The organism is Pseudarthrobacter equi, assembly GCF_900105535.1.
Classification (GTDB): domain Bacteria; phylum Actinomycetota; class Actinomycetes; order Actinomycetales; family Micrococcaceae; genus Arthrobacter; species Arthrobacter equi.
Map to the genome: position 1 here is coordinate 3201057 of NZ_LT629779.1, position 20375 is coordinate 3221431.

At 67.4% G+C, this 20375-nt stretch carries 21 protein-coding genes; 8 read left to right on the plus strand and 13 right to left on the minus strand.

The features are described 5' to 3' along the window. Positions 1 to 22: 22 nt before the first annotated feature. Complete coding sequence (locus BLT71_RS14440) at positions 23 to 439, minus strand: MGMT family protein (protein WP_091721537.1); 417 nt, start codon at positions 437 to 439, stop codon at positions 23 to 25. A gap of 63 nt (positions 440 to 502) precedes the next feature. Here BLT71_RS14440 and BLT71_RS14445 point away from each other — a divergent pair, with 63 nt between their 5' ends. The 4 genes from BLT71_RS14445 (at position 503) to BLT71_RS14460 (ending at position 3987) form a co-directional block, all read left to right on the plus strand. Then, on the plus strand, positions 503 to 1213 hold the full coding sequence (locus BLT71_RS14445) for a 3'-5' exonuclease (RefSeq protein ID WP_015937658.1): 711 nt from the start codon (positions 503 to 505) through the stop codon (positions 1211 to 1213). Between the two features lie 323 nt (positions 1214 to 1536). Next, positions 1537 to 2472 (plus strand): substrate-binding periplasmic protein, encoded by a 936-nt coding sequence (locus BLT71_RS14450; RefSeq protein WP_091721540.1) that lies wholly within the window; start codon positions 1537 to 1539, stop codon positions 2470 to 2472. 16 nt (positions 2473 to 2488) lie between these two features. Further along, on the plus strand, positions 2489 to 3253 hold the full coding sequence (locus BLT71_RS14455) for an amino acid ABC transporter permease (protein WP_056084887.1): 765 nt from the start codon (positions 2489 to 2491) through the stop codon (positions 3251 to 3253). Beyond that, positions 3250 to 3987 carry an amino acid ABC transporter ATP-binding protein gene (locus tag BLT71_RS14460; protein WP_091721542.1) on the plus strand — a complete coding sequence of 246 codons (738 nt, stop codon included), beginning with the start codon at positions 3250 to 3252 and terminating at the stop codon, positions 3985 to 3987. Before BLT71_RS14455 ends, BLT71_RS14460 begins: the two co-directional genes overlap by 4 nt. Before the next feature lie 119 nt (positions 3988 to 4106). Here the strand turns inward: BLT71_RS14460 and hemL are convergent, their stop codons facing one another. From hemL to hemE, 10 genes are all read right to left on the minus strand, one after another. Then, on the minus strand, positions 4107 to 5438 hold the full coding sequence (gene hemL / locus BLT71_RS14465; protein ID WP_091721545.1) for a glutamate-1-semialdehyde 2,1-aminomutase: 1332 nt from the start codon (positions 5436 to 5438) through the stop codon (positions 4107 to 4109). 103 nt (positions 5439 to 5541) lie between these two features. Continuing rightward, positions 5542 to 6645: an LLM class flavin-dependent oxidoreductase gene (locus tag BLT71_RS14470; RefSeq protein ID WP_172829982.1), complete on the minus strand. Its 1104-nt coding sequence runs from the start codon at positions 6643 to 6645 to the stop codon at positions 5542 to 5544. Further along, positions 6642 to 7625, minus strand: coding sequence for a porphobilinogen synthase (hemB, locus tag BLT71_RS14475; protein WP_091721549.1), 984 nt, complete (start codon positions 7623 to 7625; stop codon positions 6642 to 6644). Before hemB ends, BLT71_RS14470 begins: the two co-directional genes overlap by 4 nt. Before the next feature lie 57 nt (positions 7626 to 7682). Next, positions 7683 to 8549, minus strand: a complete 867-nt coding sequence (locus BLT71_RS14480) for a uroporphyrinogen-III synthase (RefSeq protein WP_231994303.1) — start codon at positions 8547 to 8549, stop codon at positions 7683 to 7685. 7 nt (positions 8550 to 8556) lie between these two features. After that, complete coding sequence (gene hemC / locus BLT71_RS14485; protein WP_091721551.1) at positions 8557 to 9555, minus strand: hydroxymethylbilane synthase; 999 nt, start codon at positions 9553 to 9555, stop codon at positions 8557 to 8559. Beyond that, a complete protein-coding gene (locus BLT71_RS14490; RefSeq protein WP_091721554.1) occupies positions 9552 to 10817 on the minus strand; it encodes a ferrochelatase in 1266 nt (421 codons plus the stop codon). The genes hemC and BLT71_RS14490 overlap by 4 nt, the downstream gene beginning before the upstream one ends. Beyond that, positions 10814 to 11515: a hydrogen peroxide-dependent heme synthase gene (gene hemQ, locus BLT71_RS14495; protein ID WP_091721556.1), complete on the minus strand. Its 702-nt coding sequence runs from the start codon at positions 11513 to 11515 to the stop codon at positions 10814 to 10816. The genes BLT71_RS14490 and hemQ overlap by 4 nt, the downstream gene beginning before the upstream one ends. A gap of 112 nt (positions 11516 to 11627) precedes the next feature. Further along, entirely contained in the window at positions 11628 to 12596 is a 969-nt protein-coding gene (locus tag BLT71_RS14500; RefSeq protein ID WP_157693479.1) for a hypothetical protein, read from the minus strand. Positions 12597 to 12707: 111 nt separating this feature from the next. Further along, positions 12708 to 14138 (minus strand): protoporphyrinogen oxidase, encoded by a 1431-nt coding sequence (gene hemG, locus BLT71_RS14505; RefSeq protein WP_091721561.1) that lies wholly within the window; start codon positions 14136 to 14138, stop codon positions 12708 to 12710. Between the two features lie 4 nt (positions 14139 to 14142). Next, a complete protein-coding gene (gene hemE / locus BLT71_RS14510; protein ID WP_091721563.1) occupies positions 14143 to 15237 on the minus strand; it encodes a uroporphyrinogen decarboxylase in 1095 nt (364 codons plus the stop codon). A 158-nt stretch (positions 15238 to 15395) separates the two neighbouring features. Here hemE and BLT71_RS14515 point away from each other — a divergent pair, with 158 nt between their 5' ends. After that, positions 15396 to 16721, plus strand: coding sequence for a glutamyl-tRNA reductase (locus BLT71_RS14515; protein ID WP_091721566.1), 1326 nt, complete (start codon positions 15396 to 15398; stop codon positions 16719 to 16721). Positions 16722 to 16879: 158 nt separating this feature from the next. Here BLT71_RS14515 and moeB read toward each other — a convergent pair whose 3' ends face one another. Beyond that, on the minus strand, positions 16880 to 18079 hold the full coding sequence (gene moeB / locus BLT71_RS14520; protein ID WP_091721568.1) for a molybdopterin-synthase adenylyltransferase MoeB: 1200 nt from the start codon (positions 18077 to 18079) through the stop codon (positions 16880 to 16882). An 85-nt stretch (positions 18080 to 18164) separates the two neighbouring features. Here moeB and BLT71_RS14525 point away from each other — a divergent pair, with 85 nt between their 5' ends. Genes BLT71_RS14525 through BLT71_RS14535 form a run of 3 tightly spaced genes read left to right on the plus strand, consistent with a single transcriptional unit; the run spans position 18165 to position 19443 of the window. Then, positions 18165 to 18830, plus strand: a complete 666-nt coding sequence (locus BLT71_RS14525; protein ID WP_091721571.1) for a TetR/AcrR family transcriptional regulator — start codon at positions 18165 to 18167, stop codon at positions 18828 to 18830. Between the two features lie 48 nt (positions 18831 to 18878). Continuing rightward, positions 18879 to 19103 (plus strand): DUF3107 domain-containing protein, encoded by a 225-nt coding sequence (locus tag BLT71_RS14530; protein ID WP_091721591.1) that lies wholly within the window; start codon positions 18879 to 18881, stop codon positions 19101 to 19103. Positions 19104 to 19140: 37 nt separating this feature from the next. Next, positions 19141 to 19443 carry a hypothetical protein gene (locus tag BLT71_RS14535; protein WP_091721609.1) on the plus strand — a complete coding sequence of 101 codons (303 nt, stop codon included), beginning with the start codon at positions 19141 to 19143 and terminating at the stop codon, positions 19441 to 19443. 100 nt (positions 19444 to 19543) lie between these two features. Here the strand turns inward: BLT71_RS14535 and BLT71_RS14540 are convergent, their stop codons facing one another. Beyond that, positions 19544 to 20374: a thiazole synthase gene (locus tag BLT71_RS14540; RefSeq protein WP_269457128.1), complete on the minus strand. Its 831-nt coding sequence runs from the start codon at positions 20372 to 20374 to the stop codon at positions 19544 to 19546. Position 20375 lies beyond the last annotated feature (1 nt).

Here is a 20375-nt window from a genome sequence, read left to right on the forward strand (position 1 = left end):
CCTGTCAGTGGGAGTGTTACCGTCACACCGACATCCCATCATCAGCCACTGACAATCTGTGGAGCTCGCGCTCCAGTTGCTCCGCCACCGCATCCATCCGGTCGAAATCCTCTCCATCGGGTGCCCAGCGCGCCGCCTGGAGGTCCACCCGCCACCGGCCGTCTCCGGTGCGCTGCCACTCCCGGTAGGCGCCGACCAACGGCGTCCCTTCATCAAGGTATCGGCGCAGCGCGTCCGCCTCGTGTCCTTCGGGGGCGTGTCCACTGGCTTTCAGGATCCGCCACCACGGGACGCCGCTGCCGTAGTGGCTCATGACCGAACCGATCTGGCGCGGTCCCCCGGAACCCAACAGTTCCGCGACGTCGCCATACGATACCGCGGATCCTGCCGGCACCATCCTCACGATGGCGAGGACCGCCTGCACATACTCAATCCGCATTGATCCAATGTAGCCGCAGTGGCGTTCCACGGAATTGTCCGGGGGTCCCTTTAGCGTGGAGGTATGAGCACCTGGAACACCCTCCCCCGCGCCGCTTTTGACCTGGAAACCACCGGACGCAACTCGCGGGCCGCCCGGATAGTGACCGCATCGGTCACCGTCGTGGACCACAGGGGCGAGGTCATCCGCGAGCACGAGTGGCTGGCCGATCCCGGGGTTGAAATCCCCACCGAAGCCAGCGATGTGCACGGCGTCACCACGGAGCAGGCACGCAAGGACGGCCGTCCCGCGCATGAGGTCACCAGGGAGCTTGCTGCAGTGCTGCAGGAACTTTTCGATACCGGCGTCCCCGTCATCGCGTTCAACGCAAGCTACGACTTCACCGTCCTGGCGGCGGAGTCGGCCCGGTACGGTGTTCCCCAGCTCACCCGGTTCCCCGTGCTGGACCCCTACATCATGAACAAGCAGGTGGACCGCTACCGCAAGGGCAAACGCACCCTGACGGCCCTCTGCGAGGAGTACGGAGTGGTCCTCGACAATGCCCACACTTCCGCAGCCGACGCCCTGGCCACCTTGAAGGTCCTGGACGCCATGGCAGGTAAATTCCCTAAACTGATGATGCCCGCAAGCCAGCTCCATCAGCTGCAGGTGGATTGGGCGGTGACGCAGGCCGCGGATTTCCAGGGGTATCTCCGAAAGACGAAGCCCACGGCCGTTATCGAAGGTGATTGGCCCGTCCTGCCCCCGCAGGACGCTACCGGCGGCGGGTTCTAAGCCCCCATAACCCTGCTGCGAGGCACGTCACAGTAGTGCCGCGTAACATTTGGCGCGTCCGGGAGCGCCCATCTGTTCGGCTGTACTGGATTTGACCGGCCGCCCGGAGCCCGGGACGCACCATCGGCCGAATTTCATACGGTTTTTTCTCAGCTTGGTGCCCGGATCTTCGCCTCACGGCAGTGTTTGCCCAAGGTGAGAGAATTTAGTTTTGCGGTCACCCCTGCCCTGGCCATGCTGGACCAGCACCGGGCAGGTGCCAGGCGCCACCAGCGCAGCCTTGCGGCCCGGCTGACTTAAGACTCAATGAAAGTGACAACCTGATGAAAATCAAAGCGATGAAGTGGCTGACTACCGCTCCCGTTGCCATTGCACTGGCGGTCTCCCTGGCCGCATGCGGCTCCGGCTCTTCCCAGCCGAGCGGAACGCCCACGGATGCCCTGCAGGGCAGCGACCAGCAGACGCTGGACAAGTACACCACTGCCGATGTCACCCCTGTCGACAAGATCGACAAGACCAAGCTTGGCCTGAACACCGAAGGCAAGCTCGAAGTGGGCACGCTCTCCGACGCCCCGCCGAACATCTTCATCGACCCGTCCGGCAAGTTCACCGGCTACGACAACGAGCTCCTGCGCGCCATCGCCGGCAAGCTGGGCCTCGAGGTCGAGTTCGTAGCTACGGACTTCTCCGCACTGCTGTCCCAGGTTTCCACCAAGCAGTTCGACGTCGGATCCTCCTCGATCTCCACCACGGACGCCCGCCGCCAGAACGTTGGCTTCACCAACGGCTACGACTTCGGCTTCATGGCTGTTGTCGCCAAGAAGGACAGCGACGTCAAGGGCTTCGACGACCTCAAGGGCGACCTCCGCATCGGTGTCGTCCAGGGCACGGTCCAGGACGATTACGTCACCAACACGCTCAAGCTCGAGCCCATCCGTTTCCCGGACTACGCCACGGTCTACGCCAACGTGCGCAACGGCCAGGTGGACGCCTGGGTGGCGCCGTCGCAGCAGGCAACCGGCCAGGTCAAGGAGGGTGACGGCACCGTCATCGCCGAGTCCGTGGTCAACACGCAGAACTTCACGGCCTACGCCGTCGCCAAGGACAACCAGCCCCTGATCGACGCCCTGAACTCCGGACTGGACGCCGTGATTGCCGATGGCACCTGGTCCAAGCTCACCAAGGAGTGGTACCCGGACCGCGAAACGCCGACTGACTGGAAGCCGGGCAGCAAGGCCGCCACGGCTCCCCAGAGCTGATTGAGCCGGGACGTTTATGGATCTCCTCGATCAACTGGCTGACACCTTCTTCAACTGGGAGGAAATGGCCAAGGTCATTCCCTCCCTGTTGTCGGTGGGCCTGCCCAACACCCTGATCCTCGCCGTGGCCTCCGGCATCCTCGGTTCCCTGCTGGGACTGTTGCTGGCCATGATGGGCATCTCACGGAACGCCGGTGCGCGTTGGGTTGCCCGCATCTACACGGACATTTTCCGTGGCCTCCCGGCCATCCTCGTGATCCTGGTGATCGGCATCGGCCTGAGCCCGATTGCCCGGGAAATCACGGGCTCGCGGAACCCGTACCCGTTGGGCATCCTGGCCCTGACCCTGGTCGCCGCCGCGTACATTGGCGAGATCTTCCGTTCAGGCATCCAGAGCGTTGAAAAGGGCCAGCTTGAGGCGTCGAGGGCGCTCGGGTTCAGCTACGGCAGTTCCATGCGCCTGGTGGTGGTGCCGCAAGGCATCCGCCGGGTCCTCCCCGCCCTGGTAAACCAGTTCATCTCGCTGCTGAAGGACTCCTCGCTGGTGTTCATGCTGGGCCTCGCTGCCTCGGACCGGGAAATCTTCCGGATCGGCAACGATGCCATGGCCAACACGGGCAATCTCTCGCCGCTGGTGGCTGCGGGCGTCCTGTACCTGATCCTGACCGTCCCGCTCACCCACTTCGTCAACTTCATCGATAACCGGCTCCGCACCGGCCGGCCGGAGAAGAAAGAACCCGACGACGCGGCAGCACCTATCGGCAAGGGGGCACAGGCATGACGGAATTCGCTTCCGGAACCCTGACCGGCAAGAACCTGCACCTTTCGTTCGGACACAACCACGTCCTGCGCGGCATCGACCTGCATGTGGAGAAGGGCACCACCGCATCGGTGATCGGCCCGTCCGGTTCGGGCAAGTCCACCCTGCTGCGGGTAATGAACCGGTTGATCGAGCCGGACCAGGGCGACATCCTGCTGGATGGCCGCTCGGTCCTGAAGGACAATCCGGACGAGCTACGCCAGCGGATCGGCATGGTGTTCCAGCAGTTCAACCTCTTCCCGCACAAGACTGTGGCGGAGAACGTGACGCTGGCCCTGCGCAAGCTGCGGAAGCTCCCCAAGGACCAGGCGCGTGCCGAGGCCCTGGAGCAGCTGGACCTGGTGGGACTGAAGCACAAGGCTGATGTCCGGCCGGCCAACCTTTCCGGCGGCCAGCAGCAGCGCGTCGCGATCGCCCGCGCGCTGGCCATGAAGCCCGAGGTCATGTTCTTCGACGAGGCCACATCAGCGTTGGACCCCGAGCTGGTCAAGGGTGTCCTTGCCCTGATGACGGACCTGGCCAAGGGCGGCATGACCATGGTGGTGGTGACACACGAGATGGGCTTCTCCCGCAACGTGTCGGACACCGTGACATTCATGGACGCCGGCGTGGTGGTGGAGTCCGGCCCGCCGGAACAGATCTTCACGGCTCCCGCCACGGATCGGCTGAGGGGCTTCCTCTCAGACGTCCTCTAGCCACAGGAACACAAGGAAAATCCCCGGTTGCGCCGCAGCCGGGGATTTTTCTCGTTCAAGGCCGCACGACGACGGCCCTCGCCCATGGGGGCACCTCGCCTTGCTGGACCGGGCGGAAACTAGCCTTGCGCGGCTGCGGCAGCCCTGGCCGCTGCGGGCAGGGCGTCAAAAATCCGGTTCATGGCAGCGTCGTCGTGCGCGGCGGACAGGAACCAGGCTTCGAACACCGACGGGGGCAGGTATACGCCGGACTCCAGCATCGAGTGGAAGAACGGGGCGTAGCGGAACGCCTCCTGGCCCTGCGCATCTGCGTAGTTGTGGACCCCATGGGCCGAGGTTCCAAATGCGACCGAGAAGAGGTTTCCGGCGAACTGGATGGAGTGGTCCACTCCGGCTGCGTCCAGTGCAGAGGACAGCGCGGACGACAGCTCCAGTGAGCGTACGTCGATGTAGGAGTACACGTCACGGGTCGCGTGGGTCAGGGTGGCCACGCCGGCGGCCATCGCCACGGGGTTACCGGAGAGTGTTCCGGCCTGGTAAACCGGTCCCGTGGGCGCGAGGTAATCCATGACGTCGGCACGTCCGCCGAGGGCCGCCGTCGGCATTCCGCCGCCGATGACCTTCCCAAAGGTGAGCAGGTCCGGCGTCCACGGGTCTGCTGCGTCCGGAGCGCCGCCGGTGAGCCCCCAGTAGCCGGAGTAGCCGGTGCGGAAGCCGGTCAGGACTTCGTCGACGATGAGCAGCGCGCCGTGCTCCCGGGTGATCTGGGAGAGGCCCAGGTTGAAGCCCTCGCCGGGAGTGACCACGCCCATGTTGGCAGGGGCTGCCTCGGTGATGACGGCCGCGATGTTGGGCCCGTGGGTGGCGAACGCCTCTTTCACAGCCGCGAGGTCGTTGTAGGGCAGGACCAGGGTTTCGGCCGCGGTTGCCTCCGTGACACCGGCCGAGCCGGGCAGGGCGAGGGTTGCCACGCCGGATCCTGCGGCGGCCAGCAGCCCGTCCAGGTGTCCGTGGTAGCAGCCGGCGAACTTGATGATGAGGTTGCGGCCGGTGAACCCGCGGGCCAGCCGGACGGCGGTCATGGTGGCCTCGGTGCCGGTGGAGACCATGCGGAGCCGTTCGACGGCAGGGACGCGTTCCATGACGATCTCGGCCAGGTTGGCCTCATCCGGAGTGGAGGCGCCGAAGGACAGGCCTCGGTCCACTGCAGCGTGGACCGCGTCAAGCACGGCCGGGTGGGCGTGACCCAGCAGGGCCGGACCCCAGGAGCACACCAGGTCCACATACTCGTTGCCGTCGGCGTCCATCAGGTACGGGCCTTTGGCTGAGACCATGAACCGGGGCGTGCCGCCGACGGACCCGAAGGCCCGGACCGGCGAGTTGACCCCGCCCGGCATCAGCTTGCGGGCGCGGTCGAAAAGTTCCTCGTTGCGAGGGGTGCTGGAAGTCATGGTTCCTATTCTCTCAGTTTGCCGGCGCACCGGGTGCCGCCCTGATCAGCTGGCGGCGGTGCCGGGGCCGGTTTCGCGGGACGCCGGGAGGCGGCACGGAAGGTCAGCCGGCGAGGGTGTCTGCCACCCTGGGAGCCACCACCGTGCCGAGCAGTTCGATGGAGCGCATCATGGCCGCATGCGGCAGCGGTCCGTTGCTGTACTTGAAGTCGAAGCGGTCCACGCCCAAGTTCCGTTTCAGCTGGACGATCTTCCGCGCCACCGTGTCCGGGGAGCCGACGTACAGGGCACCTTCCGGGGCGCAGAGGGCATCAAACTCGCCGCGACCTGCCGGACCCCAGCCGCGTTCGGCACCGAGCCGGTTGCGCAGTGCCAGCCAGTGCGGGAAAAACTCCTCCCGCGCCTGCTCATCCGTGGCAGCGACGTGTCCCGGTGAGTGCGTGGCCACCTGCTGCATGGGATGTCCGTATTTGCCCATGGCTTCGCGGTAGAGGTCCGCCAGTGGACCGAAGGCACGCGGCTGGCCGCCGATGATCGCGAAGATGATCGGGTACCCGTACTGGGCGCACCGCAGCACGGATTCGGGGGTTCCGCCCACGCCAATCCACGTGGGCAGCAGGTGGTGTTCGAGCGGCGGGTAGACGCTCAGCCCGTGCAGTGAGGGACGGGTCCGTCCTTCCCAGTGCACGGGTTTTTGTGCCCGCACCTTGTCAAAAAGCTCCAGTTTTTCCTCGAAGAGGACCTCGTAGTCGGCCAGGTCAAGGCCGAAGAGCGGGAACGATTCCACGAAGGACCCCCGCCCCAGCATGACTTCGGCGCGGCCGTTCGAGATCGCATCCACCGTCGAGAACCGCTGGAATACCCGGATGGGATCGTCGGAGCTCAGCACGGTCACGGCGGAGCCGAGCCGGATCCGGGACGTGCGCGCCGCGGCTGCGGCCAGGAAGACCTCCGGCGCGGACACGGCGTAGTCCTTGCGGTGGTGCTCCCCCACACCAAAGGCGTGGAGTCCGACGGCGTCTGCCAGCTCCGCCTGCTCCAGCAGCTGGCGCAGGACTTCGGCGTGCGGTTGGGGGCTGCCGTCCGGATTCACGCCGACATCGCCGAACGTGTTCAGGCCGAGGAGGATGCGGTCCCCGCCCACTGGGACCGTTGGGGACGCGGCCGGCGATTCCGGGACCAGTCCTTCGCCGGAAGTCGCGGTCACCGGGCTTCCTTCAGCCAGCCGGCGAGCTCTGCGGCCCAGTACGTGAGCACCATGTGGGCGCCCGCCCGGCGGATGCCGAGGACGGACTCGGCAATGGCTGCCTTGCGGTCGATCCAGCCGTTGGCGGCAGCGGCTTCGATCATCGCGTACTCCCCCGAGATTTGGTAGGCGGCCACCGGCACGGGGCTCATGGCGGCGACGTCAGCGACGATGTCCAGGTAGCTCATGGCCGGCTTGACCATGACGATGTCCGCTCCTTCCGCGAGGTCCAGTTCCACCTCACGCAGCGCCTCGGTGCGGTTGCCGGCGTCCATCTGGTAGGTCCGCCGGTCGCCCTTGAGCTGTGAATCGACTGCTTCCCGGAACGGGCCGTAGAACGCCGAAGCGTATTTCGCCGAGTAGGCAATCACGGAGGTGTTGGCGTGGCCGGCGTCGTCGAGTGCGGCCCGGATGGCGGCGATCTGGCCGTCCATCATCCCTGACGGCCCCAGCATGTGGGCACCCGCCTCGGCCTGGGCAACGGCCATTCTGGCGTAGATCTCCACGGTGCGGTCGTTGTCGACGTACCCGTCGGCGTCGAGTACTCCGCAGTGGCCGTGGTCGGTGAATTCATCCAGGCAGACGTCGCTCATGATGACCAGGTCGTCGCCCACTTCGGTACGGACGTCGCGGATGGCCTTGTTCAGGACGCCCTCCGGGTCGAGGGAGGCGGTCCCTTCGGCGTCGCGGGTTTCCGGGATGCCGAAGAGCATGATGCCGCCCAGGCCAAGTTCAACCGCCTCGGCCGCAGCACGTTTCAGGGAGTCAGTGGTGTGCTGCACCACGCCTGGCATGGACGTAATGGGGTTCGGCTCGGTGAGCCCTTCGCGGATGAAGGCCGGGAGGATGAGTTCGGCGGGGGCCAGCCGGGTTTCGGCGGTGAGCCGTCGCATGGCGGGGGTGGTGCGCAGGCGGCGGGGGCGTTGGCTGGGGAAAGTCATGGATGCTGTCCTTCAGGTTGTTGCGTGGGTGCTGCTGCGGCCGGGTGGTCTGCCCGGTCAGGGCGGGGTGAGGGCTTTCACGACGGCGGCCACCAGCCCCTCGGGGGTGGGCTCATCCGCCACCGCGGCCACGGGCAGGTCCAGCGCGGCTGCCTGTTCCGCCGTCGAACGTCCGATGGCCACGAGCCGGCAGCCGGCCAACGGTGACAGGGCGGCAATGCGGCGCACAGCGCTCGGGGATGCGGCCACCACGGCGGAGATTTGTCCGCCGGCGATTTCGGCCGCTGCGGCTTCGGGTGTGAGCAGCGTGTACGACGCCGTCGCCTGGCTGGCGCCGCCGTCTTCCGGCTGCACGGCGAGCCTGCGCTCCGCTGCCGCCGGGAAGTCGACCGTGCGGTAGGCCGTTACGGCGGTCACGTCGCCGCCGCCTTTTCGAAGTCCGTCGGCCAGCGTGTCGGCGGCAATGTCGGCCTGCGGCAGCAGGACCCTGCCGCGCCCGGTCCAGGCTTCCAGGAAGCCTGCGGCCGACTGTTCCCCGGCCGGCGTCAGTTCCACTGCCAGGCCCTGGGATTCCAGGATCCTGCGGGTGGCAGGTCCAATCGCCCCGATCCTGGTGGCCTGAGGGACCAGGCGGCCCAGTTCCAGTCCGCGTTCCGCTGCCTTTTCCATCAGGACGTGGACGGTGGTGGCGCTGCTGACCACCAGCCAGTCGAAGGCACCGGCGGCCAGGGCGTCGCAGGCGACATCCAGGGCATGCTGGTCCGGCGCGCGTTCAAAGTCGATCAGCGGCAGCAGGACGGGAGTGGCTCCTGCCCGGGCCAACGCCTGGACAAGCGCCGCGGACCGTTCCGGGCTGCGGGTCACCAGGACGCGGGTTCCGCTGAGCGGTCCGTCCTGGCCCGGTGCGCTGGAAGGTATCGTCATGGCCGGGTCAGGAGGCCTGGAGGTCGGCGATGTCGGCGGCCCCGCCGGCAAGGAGGACTTCGGCCAGCTCGATGCCCAGCAGTGTGGCGCCCACTTCGGTGAGCCCGTCCGTGGCGCGCTTGTCCCGGACGGAAGCTTTACCGTCCACGGCACACACCACGGCTTCCAGGTGGAGCATGCTGCCCTTGCGGTACGCGTAGGCACCGACGGGAGCGGCGCAGCCGGCTTCGAGCCTGGCCAGCAGGGCGCGTTCGGCGGTGACGGCCAGCCGGGTGTCGGGGTCGTCGAGGGCGGCCAGAGCCTGCGCCAGCACTTCCTGGGAACCCTCCGTTGCTCCGGGTTTGCGCGGCGCGTCGGAGGTCCGGCACTCGATGGCGAGCGACCCCTGGCCCGCGGCCGGGAGCATCACGTCGGGTTCAAGGAATTCGCTGACGGCGTCCAGCCGGCTGATGCGCTCCAGGCCCGCGGCCGCCAGCACCACGGCATCAAGGTCGCAGGACTTCCCGGGAACCACCTCAGCGGTGGTGTTGCCGGGCAGTCCGGGGACGCGGCCCAGGCGGGTGTCCACGTTGCCGCGGATATCCACGATCTCCAGGTCGGCGCGCGCGGCCCGCAACTGGGCTGCGCGCCGCGGCGAACCCGTCCCCACCTTGGCGCCCTCGGGAAGGTCCGCGAGCTTGAGTCCGTCCCTGGCGCACAGCACGTCGCGGACGTCCACGCGTTTGGGTGTCGCCGCGAGGCTCAGGCCCACGGCGGCACCCGTGGGCAGGTCCTTGAGCGAGTGGACCGCCACGTCGCATTCGTCCCGAAGCAGGGCGTCGCGCAATGCGGCCACGAACACGCCTGTGCCGCCCATCTGCGAGAGCGGCCCGGTGAGGACGTCGCCGTCGGTCCGGATGTGGACGAGCTCCACGGGGAAGCCTCCGACGGCGGCGAGCTGGTCCGCGGTCTGCTGCGTCTGGGTCAGGGCGAGCTTGCTGGCCCGGGTGCCGATGCGGACAGTCACTGCTGCGCTGCTTCCCCGGACTGGCCCGAGGCGGTGCCGGATCCGGCGGCCGGATACGGGTCGTGCCCGGTGCCGACGGTGGTGTCCGCCCCTGCGATGGTGGGTTTCTCGCCACGGAAGTTTGCGCAGCAGCCGGGCCGGCACACGTCGTACCAGGGACCAAGGCCGGTCAGCGCCGGGCGGTCGCTGACGTTGTTGGCCAGCGTGCGTTCGGAAATCAGGTCCACCAGGCCGTCGACGAACTTCCGGTGCGTGCCCGGAGTGGGGACACGGGTAGCTGCCAGCCCAAGGTTTGCACAGGTTTCCAGGGCCTCGGTGTCCAGGTCCCAGACCACCTCCATGTGGTCGCTGACGAAGCCCAGCGGAACGATGACGATCCCCTTGGTGCCCTTGCCTGCGAGTTCCTCGATGGCGTCGTTGATGTCGGGTTCGAGCCACGGCACGTGCGGCGCACCGGACCGCGACTGGTACACCAGGGACCAGTCCGCGGTGAGCCCGGATTCTTCCTTGACGCGCTCAATGACGGCAGCGGCGGTGGCAAGGTGCTGCGCCACGTACGCGGAGCCTTCCTCAAATTCGCGCGGTTCGCCCTCAGACCGGCCGGCGGCCTCGGCATCCCGGGTGGGGATGGAGTGGGTGGCGAACAGGATCTGGACCGGAGCGTCGGGGGTTCCGGCGTCGGCCAGCTTGGCGCGGACCTCGGCGAGGCCTGCGGCGGTGCCTTCAATGAACGGCTCCACAAAGCCGGGGTGGTCGAAATACTGGCGGACCTTGTCCACTTCGAGATGGCCGTCCAGGCCTGTTTCCGTCAGGGCCATGCCGATGTCCTCGCGGTACTGGCGGCAGCTGGAGTAACAGGAGTAGGCACTGGTGGTGACCATCAGCAGGCGGCGGTGCCCGGCGTCGTACGCGTCCTGCAGCGTCTCCGGAATGTACGGCGCCCAGTTGCGGTTGCCCCACAGCACGGGCAGTTCGATGCCGCGGGCAGCGAGTTCAGCCTCGAGTGCGGCCTTCAGCTCACGGTTCTGCTGGTTGATGGGGCTGATGCCGCCGTTGGCACGGTAGTGGTGCGAAACTTCCTCGAGCCGTTCGTCGGGGATGCCGCGGCCGCGGGTGACGTTGCGGAGGAACGGGATGACGTCGTCCTGGCCCTCGGGGCCGCCGAAGGAGGCGAGGAGGACGGCGTCGTAATTCTTGGGAGCCATGCGGCCGGCCTCGGTGACGGGGTTGGCGACGGCGGTCTGGGGGTCGAGCGGGCTCATGCGAGTACCTCGGCTACTTCCTCGGCGGAGATCCGGCGTCCGGTGTAGAACGGGATCTCTTCACGGACATGGTTCCGCGCCTCGGTGGCACGGAGGTGGCGCATCAGGTCGACGAGGTCAACCAGTTCGGGGGCCTCAAGGCCAAGGATCCATTCCCAGTCGCCCAGGGCGAAGGAAGAGACCGTGTTGGAGATGACCTGGGGGAAGTCGCGGCCCAGCAGTCCGTGGTCGCGGAGCATCTTGCCGCGCTCGGCGTCGGGCAGGATGTACCACTCGTAGGAGCGGACGAACGGGTAAACGCACAGCCATTCGGCCGGGGCAACGCCGCGTGAGTAGGCCGGCGTGTGGTTCTTGGCGAACTCGGCTTCGCGGTGGACGCCCATGGCCGACCAGACAATCTCCGTGCCCGCGAACAGGTCGCTGCGGCGGATGTCGCGGATGGCCTGCTGCAGGGCCTCCGGCTTGGGGCCGTGGAGCCACACCATCACGTCGGCGTCGGCGCGCATGGCCGAGACGTCGTAGCTGCCGCGGTGCGTGACACCGGCGGCCGCGAGCCGTTCCAGCAGCGTTTCGAAGTCAGCTGCAGCATCGGCGCTGCGGGCAACCTGCCCGGACCGCTTGAAGACCGTCCAGAGGGTGAAGAACTGCTCGGCTGATTCTTCGGTTTTAGTGACAGATTCGGCAGAAGTGTGGCTCATGGTTACAAGTTTGCCCCTTCGCTACCCCCAAGTCGAAACCGAATACTTCTACAGCGTGTAGAAGTGCTCAATGTCACAGACACCCCGGCGTCCGCCGCTGCGCGAGTGTCCGTCAGGGCTTGCGAAGACGCAGGTAAACGAGGCCCGCTGCACCACCCACGGCAACGAGCCCAATGCCCAGCCACACCACAGCTGTCTGCATTTCTGACTGCGCCGGCGTCAGCGTGCCGGTGCTCCGAACGGTACTGCTCGCAGCGGCGCTGCCGGGCAGTGTTGCGGCCCGGGGCACGCGCGTGTCCGCCACCTGCCCCAGCCCCCTGGCTGCAGATACCAGCCGGTCCGCGCCCGTCGATCCGGCAGTGCCCGAAGCACCGCCAGCAGATGCGTCGCTGCCGGGAACAGCTTCGGCGGACGGCGCGGCGCCGTCCGTGGACGATGGCTGGGAGGCTGCCGGCGCAGCCACAGTTGGGGGCACCCGCGGCGCGTTCGCCCGGGGAGCGGCAGGGGCCTGCTGGGCCGCCTGGAGTTCGGGGGCGGCCTGGGACTGTCGCGTTTCCGGTGCGGCCTGCGTGGTGGCGGCACCGGCAGGTGCCGAGGCGGTTGCCGATGGACCGGCCGGGCTGCCGGAGGGCAAGGGCAGGGGCAAGTCCGGGAGCGGAACCGGCGGGAGGGTCACGGCCGGCGCAGTGAGCGCCCTGGCAGTGGACGTGGGAGCAACGGTGGCGGTGGCCGTCAGGGATGCCTGCACTGCCGGGACCAGCGACGCCGGAACGGAGATAACGGCCGGGGCTGCCGTCCGCCGGCGGGTGTCCTTCGCGGTTGCTGTTTCGCGGGGTTCGCCGGGCTCCTTGGCCGCCCCGGAGCCGATTGCGAGGGACACATTGACAGGCAAAGAACCCGCGGCCAGTGTGGCCGACGCGGCGCTGTCGCCGGGGTCAGCCGTCCCCTGGTCTGCCTGGGACGCCTGCGCGCCTGTGGTGAGAACCAGTACCGCTCCGACTGCCGCTGCTGCTGCGCTGCGTCGGATTCCCCCATGGATACCGGTCCGGGACATTGAAAGCTCGGACCTGTGTTGAACCATGGTCATCGACCCTAACCAAAGCCGGCAGGGAAAGAAAAGTTTGCAACCGCGGCCGCTATATGCGCGGGCGAGCCCCAAAGCTGGTGCCGCCCTCCTGACCAGCGGCGATGGTCAGGAGAGCAGGTTTCGCAGCTGCGTCCGGGTGTCGGACACCACGGCTGCCAGGCCGTTGCCGGCCACCCAGCCGCCCACGACGGCCAGGGCGCCGGTTCCCGAGCAGGCTTCCCGGATGGACGCTACCCGTGCACGGTGTCCCACCGCCGCAAACGGCAGCGAGCCGCGCCAGCGGACCACGTCCCAGTCCACAACGTCGCTGCGCCGGATGGGAACTTCCAGCAGCGCCGAGGCGTCGTGCAGGGCAGCTGCAAGCAGTTCCTCATCGGTATCCGGACCGCGCTGCTTCTCTGGCCCGCCGTCGCCGTCGGCCCGCCCGTAGGACAGCCGCACTATGTGCCGGCCCGTCCCGGCGGCTTCGCGCAGCCATTCCCATTTACCGGTGGCGTGCGTCAAGGCCTTCGCACCGATGCCGGGCGTTTGCGGCGCCACCAGGACGCCGGTGCCGCGCGGTCGGCTGTCCAGCGCCGCATTGCCAATGACCAGGGTCACCAGCTTCACGTCGGGGCCGGCGCCGGGCTTCTTTCCTGCGATGCCCGGAACCGTCGGCGCCAGGAGGTCGACGGCGGCGGGACCGTCGGTGGCCACCACCAGGACGGCGGCGTCGTAGGTTGTTTGGCCGGCGGTTACCCGCCATCCCTTGGACGTGCGGTCCGCGGATTCGGCGCGGGTGCCCGTCAAAAGGGTCACTCCCCTGGCTGCGAGGTCTGCCACCAGCGCGTCGGTCAGCGTGTGCATTCCGCCCTTGAGTCCGGCGACGGCGGAGCCGGCTTTTGCGGGGCCGCCGGCTTTGCCCCGGCGCAGCGCGGAAACCGCGGCAGCGAGGGAACCCTCCCGGCGCAGTCCGGCACGGAGACCGGGCGCCACCATGTCGACGTCGAGCATCCCCGGATCCGCCGAGTGGACGCCCCCCACCACCGGCGCCACCAGCCGTTCCAGGACGCGCTTGCCCATCCGCGCGCGGACCAGCGCAGCCACGCTCGTCACGTCGGTGCCGGCACCTACCGACGCCGGGAGGAAGCGGTCCGCTGAGGCACGGAGCGCACCGAACAGGCCCAGGGAACGCCGGACTTCCGGGTCCCACGGATTGGCCGGGATGCCCAGGACGCCTGTCTTGGGCAGCTCGCGGGGGCCCTCGGGCAGCTGGACCCACGCGCCGCCAGGCCGGGGCGTGACGATGTTGGTGTCCAGGGCGAGTTCGGCGGCGAGGGATGCGACGGCGTCGGACCGGGTGGCGAACGATTCCGCCCCGCTGTCCAGGCTGATCCCGGCCACCGTGTGGCTGCCGACGCAGCCGCCCCAGGCGCCACTTTCCTCCAGCACCGTCACCCGGTAGCCCGCGGCGGCGAGTTCCCTGGCGGAGAGCAGGCCGGATATTCCGCCGCCCACCACCAGCGCCTGGCTGGTTTCTGCCGGCGAGCTGTCCACGCGGCTACTCCGGGGAGATGGAGTGGATAAGTTTGACCACGCGGGTCAGGACGTCCGGGTCGGTTTCCGGCGGGACGCCGTGGCCGAGGTTGAGGACGTGGCCGGGTGCCCCGGCTCCTGCGGCAATGACTTCGCGGACGTGTGCTTCGAGGACGTCCCACGGAGCGGACAGGAGGGCGGGGTCAATGTTCCCCTGGAGCGGTACGGAGCCGCCCAGCCGGCGGTTGGCTTCGTCGAGCGGCAGGCGGTAGTCCACGCCCACGACGTCCACCCCGACGTCGCGCATGGCAACGAGGAGTTCTGAGGTGCCGGTTCCGAAGTGGATCAGCGGTGCGCCAAGGTGGCGGACGTGGTCAAGGGCGCGGGAGGATGCCGCCGCCACGAACCGCTGGTAGTCAGCAAGGCCCAGCGAGCCTGCCCATGAATCGAAGAGCTGGCCCGCGGACGCTCCGGCTTCGAGCTGGGCGCGCAGGAAGAGGCCGGAGGCGTCGGCAGCCCAGTTGGCCAGGGCGTTCCAGGTTTCCGGATCTGCGTGCATCATGGTGCGCGGGCCCAGGTGGTCGCGTGACGGCTTGCCTTCCACCATGTACGCGGCAAGGGTAAACGGTGCGCCGGCAAAACCGATCAGGGGCGTTTTGCCCAGTTCGGCAACGGTGAGGCGGACAGCTTCCCGGATGGGTTCCAGGGCTTCCCAGGTCAGCTTCGGAAGGGCGGCCACATCCGCTGCCGTCCGGACGGGCTTGTCCAGCACGGGGCCGACGCCGGGGACAATGTCGACGCCCACGCCGGCCAGCTTGAGCGGAATCACGATGTCCGAGAAGAAGATGCCTGCGTCCACGTCGTGCCGGCGGACGGGCTGGAGGGTGATCTCCGAGGCCAGTTCGGGCCGGAGGCAGGAGTCCAGCATGGCGATGCCTTCGCGGACCTTAAGGTATTCCGGCAGTGAACGCCCGGCCTGCCGCATGAACCAGACGGGGCGGCGGGACGGCTTGCCGCCCCGGTAGGCCGTGATCAGCGGGGAGTCTGCGGTGCGGCCATCCATGAGCGGATGGTCTGCGGCGAGTGTGCCGGCAGCGGAGACGGCGGGGCTAGGAGTCATGCCTTCGATTGTGCCCAAAATCAGCGGCAAAAGATAACGACAGGCTGTCACGGATGGGCCCTGCCGCCGCCCGGTGGCAGGAATCACAGCCCCTTCCAGGCGCTCTTCGGCCTACCTGTTGTTCTACGGAGCTGCGAAAAAGCTATGATAGGTCTGCTGTGGTTCTTTTTTCATTGGTGGCTACACACGCCGACATCGATCTTGAGACTGTTGCTCAGTTGAGCAACGGTTCCTCCGGGATTGCCGCTTCCGTGCTCTCCGGCTCGCCGGCAGTGTCCGGGGCCGTGGTCCTGGCTACGTGCAACAGGTACGAAATCTACGGCGAGGCTCCGAATACGGACGACGTCGAGGCCGCCCGCGCTGCCCTCGTGGCCCAGATCAGCGCCAAGAGCGGGCTCGCCGAACCACTCGTGTCGCGCTCCTTCAGCACCCGGACCGGCCCCGAAGTGACCCGGCACCTCTTTGCCGTGAGCGCGGGACTGGATTCCGCCGTCGTGGGCGAACGCGAAATCGCTGGCCAGGTGCGGCGCGCCCTGATCACGGCCCAGCATGAAGGCACTGCCAGCTCAGGCCTGGTCCGGCTTTTCCAGGCCGCCTCCAAGACCGCCAAGGACGTGGGCGCCCAGACCGCGCTCGGCTCGCGGGGCCTGTCCATCGTGTCAGTAGCCCTGGACCTCGCCACAGACCTCTCCGAGAATCCTGACTGGTCCGCCAAAAAGGTTGTCGTTTTTGGAACCGGCGCGTACGCCGGCGCCACCATGGCGCTGCTGCGTGAACGCGGCTGCACCGATGTGTCGGTCTTCTCCTCGTCCGGCCGTGCCGAAGGGTTCGTCGCCACCCGGGGAGGCACCGCCCTAGACGCTGACTCGCTCCGCCCGGCCGTGGCCGCAGCGGACGTCATGATCGGCTGCAGCGGTTCCGATACCCGCGTTGAAGCCGACGAACTGGCGCAGGTCCGTGCCGGCTCCACCCAGCCGCTGATCGCCATTGACCTGGCCCTTACCCACGACTTCGATCCCGCAGTGGGAGAACTCGATGGCGTGGAACTGCTGACGCTCGAATCCGTGCGCCTGGCGGCGCCGCAGGAGCAGGCCGAATCGCTGGCGCAGGCCAGTGGCATCGTCAAGGGCGCAGCCAAGGCGTTTGAACAGGAACGCGAAGCCCGGTCCGTGGACTCGGCCATCGTTGCCCTCCGCCGGCACACCATGGACGTCCTGGACGCCGAAATGGAAAAGGTCCGCGCCCGGCACGGCTGCACTGCAGCGGCCGAGGAAGTGGAGTTTGCCCTGCGCCGGATGGTGAAGCAACTGCTGCACGTACCCACAGTGCGCGCCCGCGAGCTCGCCGCGAACGGCCAGCAGGACGACTATGTGGCGGCCCTGGAAGCGCTTTACGGCATCACCGTGGAACAGCCGGGAACAGCAGCTCCCGCGGCCGGCCAGGCGGAATGCCCGGTGGACCACAAGGGCCTCGAAAGCGCCTGACCCCCCCGTTCGTCACGCGCGCTCACCAGTGGCGGCAACAATCCCAACGCGCGCTCACTAGTGGTGCACAAAACGCCAACGCCCGCTCACTTTCCTCAAGGGAGTGAGCGGGCGTTGCTTGTTAAGCCGCCGGAAGTGAGCGGGCGTTGGTGGTTGGGTCAGTAGACGGGCTTTTGCGGCTCAACCTCACGCACCCAGGAGAGAATGCCGCCGTCGAGGTGGCTCACGCGCCGGTAGCCTGCCTTCTGCGCCGCGGCCAGGACGTTCGCCGAGCGGGTCCCCGCCTTGCACAGGAACACGATGTCCCGGTCCTGGGCAATCTCCCCCCAGGCATCCCCCGCCAGGATCCTCCCCTGCGGAATGAGCACGGCGCCCTCGATCCGGACGATCTCGAATTCACCCGGCTCGCGGACGTCCACCAGGTCGAAGTCCTTCAGGCCGGCCTTCCGTGAGGCCAGCATGGTGGCGAGCTGCGCGGCGGTGACGGTGTGTTCGGTGTCTGCCGGCGCCTGGGGCTCGATGCCGCAGAACGCCTCGTAGTCGGTCAGTTCGGTGACGGGAGCGGCCGCCGGGTCCTTGGACACGCGGATCTCACGCCAGCTGCCTCCCAGGGCGTCGTACAGCGCCACCCGCCCCAGCAGGGAGCGCCCGACGCCGGTAATGAGCTTCACTGCCTCAGTCACCATCAGTGACCCCACTGCCGCGCACAGCATGCCGAAGACGCCGCCCTCGCCGCAGGAAGGAACAGAGCCGGCCGGTGGCGCCTCAGGGTAGAGGTCGCGGTAGGTGGGCCCATGCTTTTCCCAGAAGACGCTCACTTGGCCGTCGAACCGGAAGATTGAGCCCCAGACATAAGGCTTTCCCAGGATCGCGGCAGCATCATTGACGAGGTAGCGCGTGGCGAAATTGTCTGCACCGTCGAGGATGAGGTCGTAATCGGCAAACAGCTCCAGCGCGTTGGATGCGTCGAGCCGGACCTGGTGCAACCGGACGTCCACGAGTGGATTCAGGGCGGCGATTGCGTCGCGCGCCGATTCGATCTTCGGCCGTCCGACATCTGCCACACCGTGGATGACCTGGCGCTGAAGGTTGCTCAGGTCCACGGCGTCGTCGTCGATGATCCCCAGGGTTCCAACTCCCGCGGCTGCGAGGTAGAGCAAGGCGGGCGAGCCCAGTCCGCCGGCGCCGATAACCAGTACTTTCGCGTTCTTGAGCCGCCGCTGCCCTGCCGAGCCGATTTCCGGAATGATGAGGTGCCGGGAATACCGTTCCACCTCTTCGGAGGTGAGTTCCGGGGCGGGTTCCACCAAAGGATCAAGGGAAACTGCTGAAACATTTGCAGTGAACGGCGAAGGCATACTTCAATGTATGCCCCGGGGTACCGCCGGGTCATATTACCCCGCAGTAAAGTAGGGGGTAACTGCAATGGAAAGAAGGACAACTGTGGTCCATGAAGCACGGGCTGACCGCCCGCCGGCGGCCGAACCGCAAAGTTCACCGCGACCCGCGGGCCAACGGTCGGCCCGGCTCCCCCGTGATGAACGGCGGGCACAGCTTCTTTCCGCAGCGCAGGAAGTCTTTGTGGCGAACGGTTACCACGGGGCCGCCATGGATGAGATCGCCGAGACGGCGCATGTGAGCAAGCCGGTCCTGTACCAGCACTTCCCGTCCAAACGCGAGCTGTACTTTGCCCTCCTGGACAGCCACCTTGCGTCCCTGACCGACCTGATGCTGGGGGCGCTGAACTCCACCACAGACAATAAGGAACGCGTCCAGGCTGTCATGCGGGCGTACTTCCGGTTCATCGCCAGCGACGACCAGGCCCACCGCCTGGTCTTCGAGTCCGACCTCGTCAACGATCCCGACGTCAGTTCGCGCCTCGAAACTTTCAACCGGACCTTTGCCGATGCCATTGCGCGGGTGATCGCCGGGGACACCAAGCTGCCCCACCTCGAAGCGGAACTGCTGGGCCGCGGCCTGGCGGGGATGGCGCAGGTCAGCGCCCGGTACTGGCTGGAAACGGACGGCAACCTGGACCTCGATGTGGCCAGCGACCTCATCTACCGTTTAGCTTGGCGCGGAATCTCTCGCTTCCCCAAAGAGTCCTAGACTACAAATAGACCATCATCAAAGAACCTGACCGGCTGGGAGGCCCCTGTGGAAATTAAGATCGGCGTGCAGAACGTTGGCCGCGAGATCGTCCTGGAATCAAACCAGGATGCGGAGACCGTGGCCAATGTTGTGGGAGAAGCCATCAAGGGCGGCAGCGAACTGCGCCTCACCGATGACAAGGGGCGCCTGATCATTGTTCCCGGCAACGCGCTGGGCTACGTGGAAATCGGCGCGGAAGAAGTCCGGCGCGTAGGATTCGGCCAGTTCTAGCACCGGCCGGAACTGCCCTGCTTCCCGGAGGAGACCCATGCTTTCCCTGATCATTGTTGTGCTGGCCACCGTTGCGGCCGGCTTCATTGTCTGGGCCAATGACAAGCGTCATGCCAAGTATGGCGCAGGCCTTCCGGCCGGCGTGGCCGTCGGGGTGGCTGCACTGAGCTGGATCATCCTGATGGCGGCGGGATTCGGTTACCTTCCCGGATTGACGTGGCTTCCCTGGGTGTTGCCCATAGTGCTGGGCGCGGCGGCATCCGTCGGGGCAGTGCTTGTCCTGAGCCGCACCCGGGCAAGGAACGATACCCATCGGCTGACCGCCATCCTGAGGCGCTAGTCACCGTTAAACGGCTGTGGCCACCACCTTCAACGGTGGCGGCCACAGTCGTTTAAGCGGTGCAATCCCCTAGGCGGTACATCCCCTGAAGCATCACTGGCTAAAGGAACTCGGCCCGGCCCTCCATGGCGGACGACGCCAGCGCGTGCTCGCGGCGCGGAATGCGCCCGGCTTCCTTCGCCAGCCGCCCGGCGATGACGGCGTGCTTGAACGCCTCACCCATCAGGGCCGGGTTCTGGGCACGGGTCACCGCCGTGGCCAGCAGGACAGCGTCGCACCCAAGTTCCATGGCCAGCGCCGCGTCAGATGCCGTGCCGATCCCTGCGTCCAGGACCACGGGCACGCTTGCCCGGGAAACGATGAGTTCGATGTTGTGCGGGTTGAGGATTCCCAGCCCGGTACCGATAGGAGATCCCAGGGGCATCACTGCGGTAGCACCCAGGTTTTCCAGCCGGAGGGCCAGGACGGGGTCGTCGTTGGTGTAGGCAAAGACTTTGAAGCCGCGGTTGACCAGCTGTTCGGTTGCATCCACCAGCTCAACGGCGTCCGGCAGGAGCGTGTGCTCGTCTGCGATGACCTCCAGCTTCACCCAGTCGGTTTCCAGCGCTTCCCGGGCCAGTTCGGCAGTCAGGACGGCGTCCCGCGCAGTAAAGCAGCCTGCGGTGTTGGGCAGGACCCGGATTCCGTGGTCCACCAGCAGTTGGAACAGGGAGCCCGATTCTGCGGGTGAGTAGCGGCGCATGGCCACGGTGGTGAGGGAGGTTCCGGAGGCAACAAGCGCGGCGCCCAGGCCGTCCAGGCTGGGCGCGCCACCCGTTCCCATGATGAGCCTCGACTCCAGGGCAACGCCGTCGATGACGAGGGCGTCAGGCCTGGCGGGTGCCGCGGAGGTATGGGTGGCCGGTTCGGAAACGGTGTTCGCTTCAATCATG

What these genes read in the sequence shown, in the direction of transcription:
- hemL (WP_091721545.1), bottom strand. Translation starts at nt 5,438, where the DNA reads ATGACTTCCAGCACCCCTCGCAACGAGGAACTTTTCGACCGCGCCCGC.
- BLT71_RS14535 (WP_091721609.1), top strand. Translation starts at nt 19,141, where the DNA reads ATGCTTTCCCTGATCATTGTTGTGCTGGCCACCGTTGCGGCCGGCTTC.
- hemB (WP_091721549.1), bottom strand. Translation starts at nt 7,625, where the DNA reads ATGACTTTCCCCAGCCAACGCCCCCGCCGCCTGCGCACCACCCCCGCC.
- BLT71_RS14490 (WP_091721554.1), bottom strand. Translation starts at nt 10,817, where the DNA reads ATGAGCCCGCTCGACCCCCAGACCGCCGTCGCCAACCCCGTCACCGAG.
- BLT71_RS14440 (WP_091721537.1), bottom strand. Translation starts at nt 439, where the DNA reads ATGCGGATTGAGTATGTGCAGGCGGTCCTCGCCATCGTGAGGATGGTG.
- BLT71_RS14450 (WP_091721540.1), top strand. Translation starts at nt 1,537, where the DNA reads ATGAAAATCAAAGCGATGAAGTGGCTGACTACCGCTCCCGTTGCCATT.
- BLT71_RS14445 (WP_015937658.1), top strand. Translation starts at nt 503, where the DNA reads ATGAGCACCTGGAACACCCTCCCCCGCGCCGCTTTTGACCTGGAAACC.
- BLT71_RS14455 (WP_056084887.1), top strand. Translation starts at nt 2,489, where the DNA reads ATGGATCTCCTCGATCAACTGGCTGACACCTTCTTCAACTGGGAGGAA.
- BLT71_RS14460 (WP_091721542.1), top strand. Translation starts at nt 3,250, where the DNA reads ATGACGGAATTCGCTTCCGGAACCCTGACCGGCAAGAACCTGCACCTT.
- BLT71_RS14540 (WP_269457128.1), bottom strand. Translation starts at nt 20,374, where the DNA reads ATGATTGAAGCGAACACCGTTTCCGAACCGGCCACCCATACCTCCGCG.
- hemE (WP_091721563.1), bottom strand. Translation starts at nt 15,237, where the DNA reads ATGACTCCTAGCCCCGCCGTCTCCGCTGCCGGCACACTCGCCGCAGAC.
- hemQ (WP_091721556.1), bottom strand. Translation starts at nt 11,515, where the DNA reads ATGAGCCACACTTCTGCCGAATCTGTCACTAAAACCGAAGAATCAGCC.
- BLT71_RS14500 (WP_157693479.1), bottom strand. Translation starts at nt 12,596, where the DNA reads ATGGTTCAACACAGGTCCGAGCTTTCAATGTCCCGGACCGGTATCCAT.
- BLT71_RS14480 (WP_231994303.1), bottom strand. Translation starts at nt 8,549, where the DNA reads ATGACGATACCTTCCAGCGCACCGGGCCAGGACGGACCGCTCAGCGGA.
- moeB (WP_091721568.1), bottom strand. Translation starts at nt 18,079, where the DNA reads ATGCCTTCGCCGTTCACTGCAAATGTTTCAGCAGTTTCCCTTGATCCT.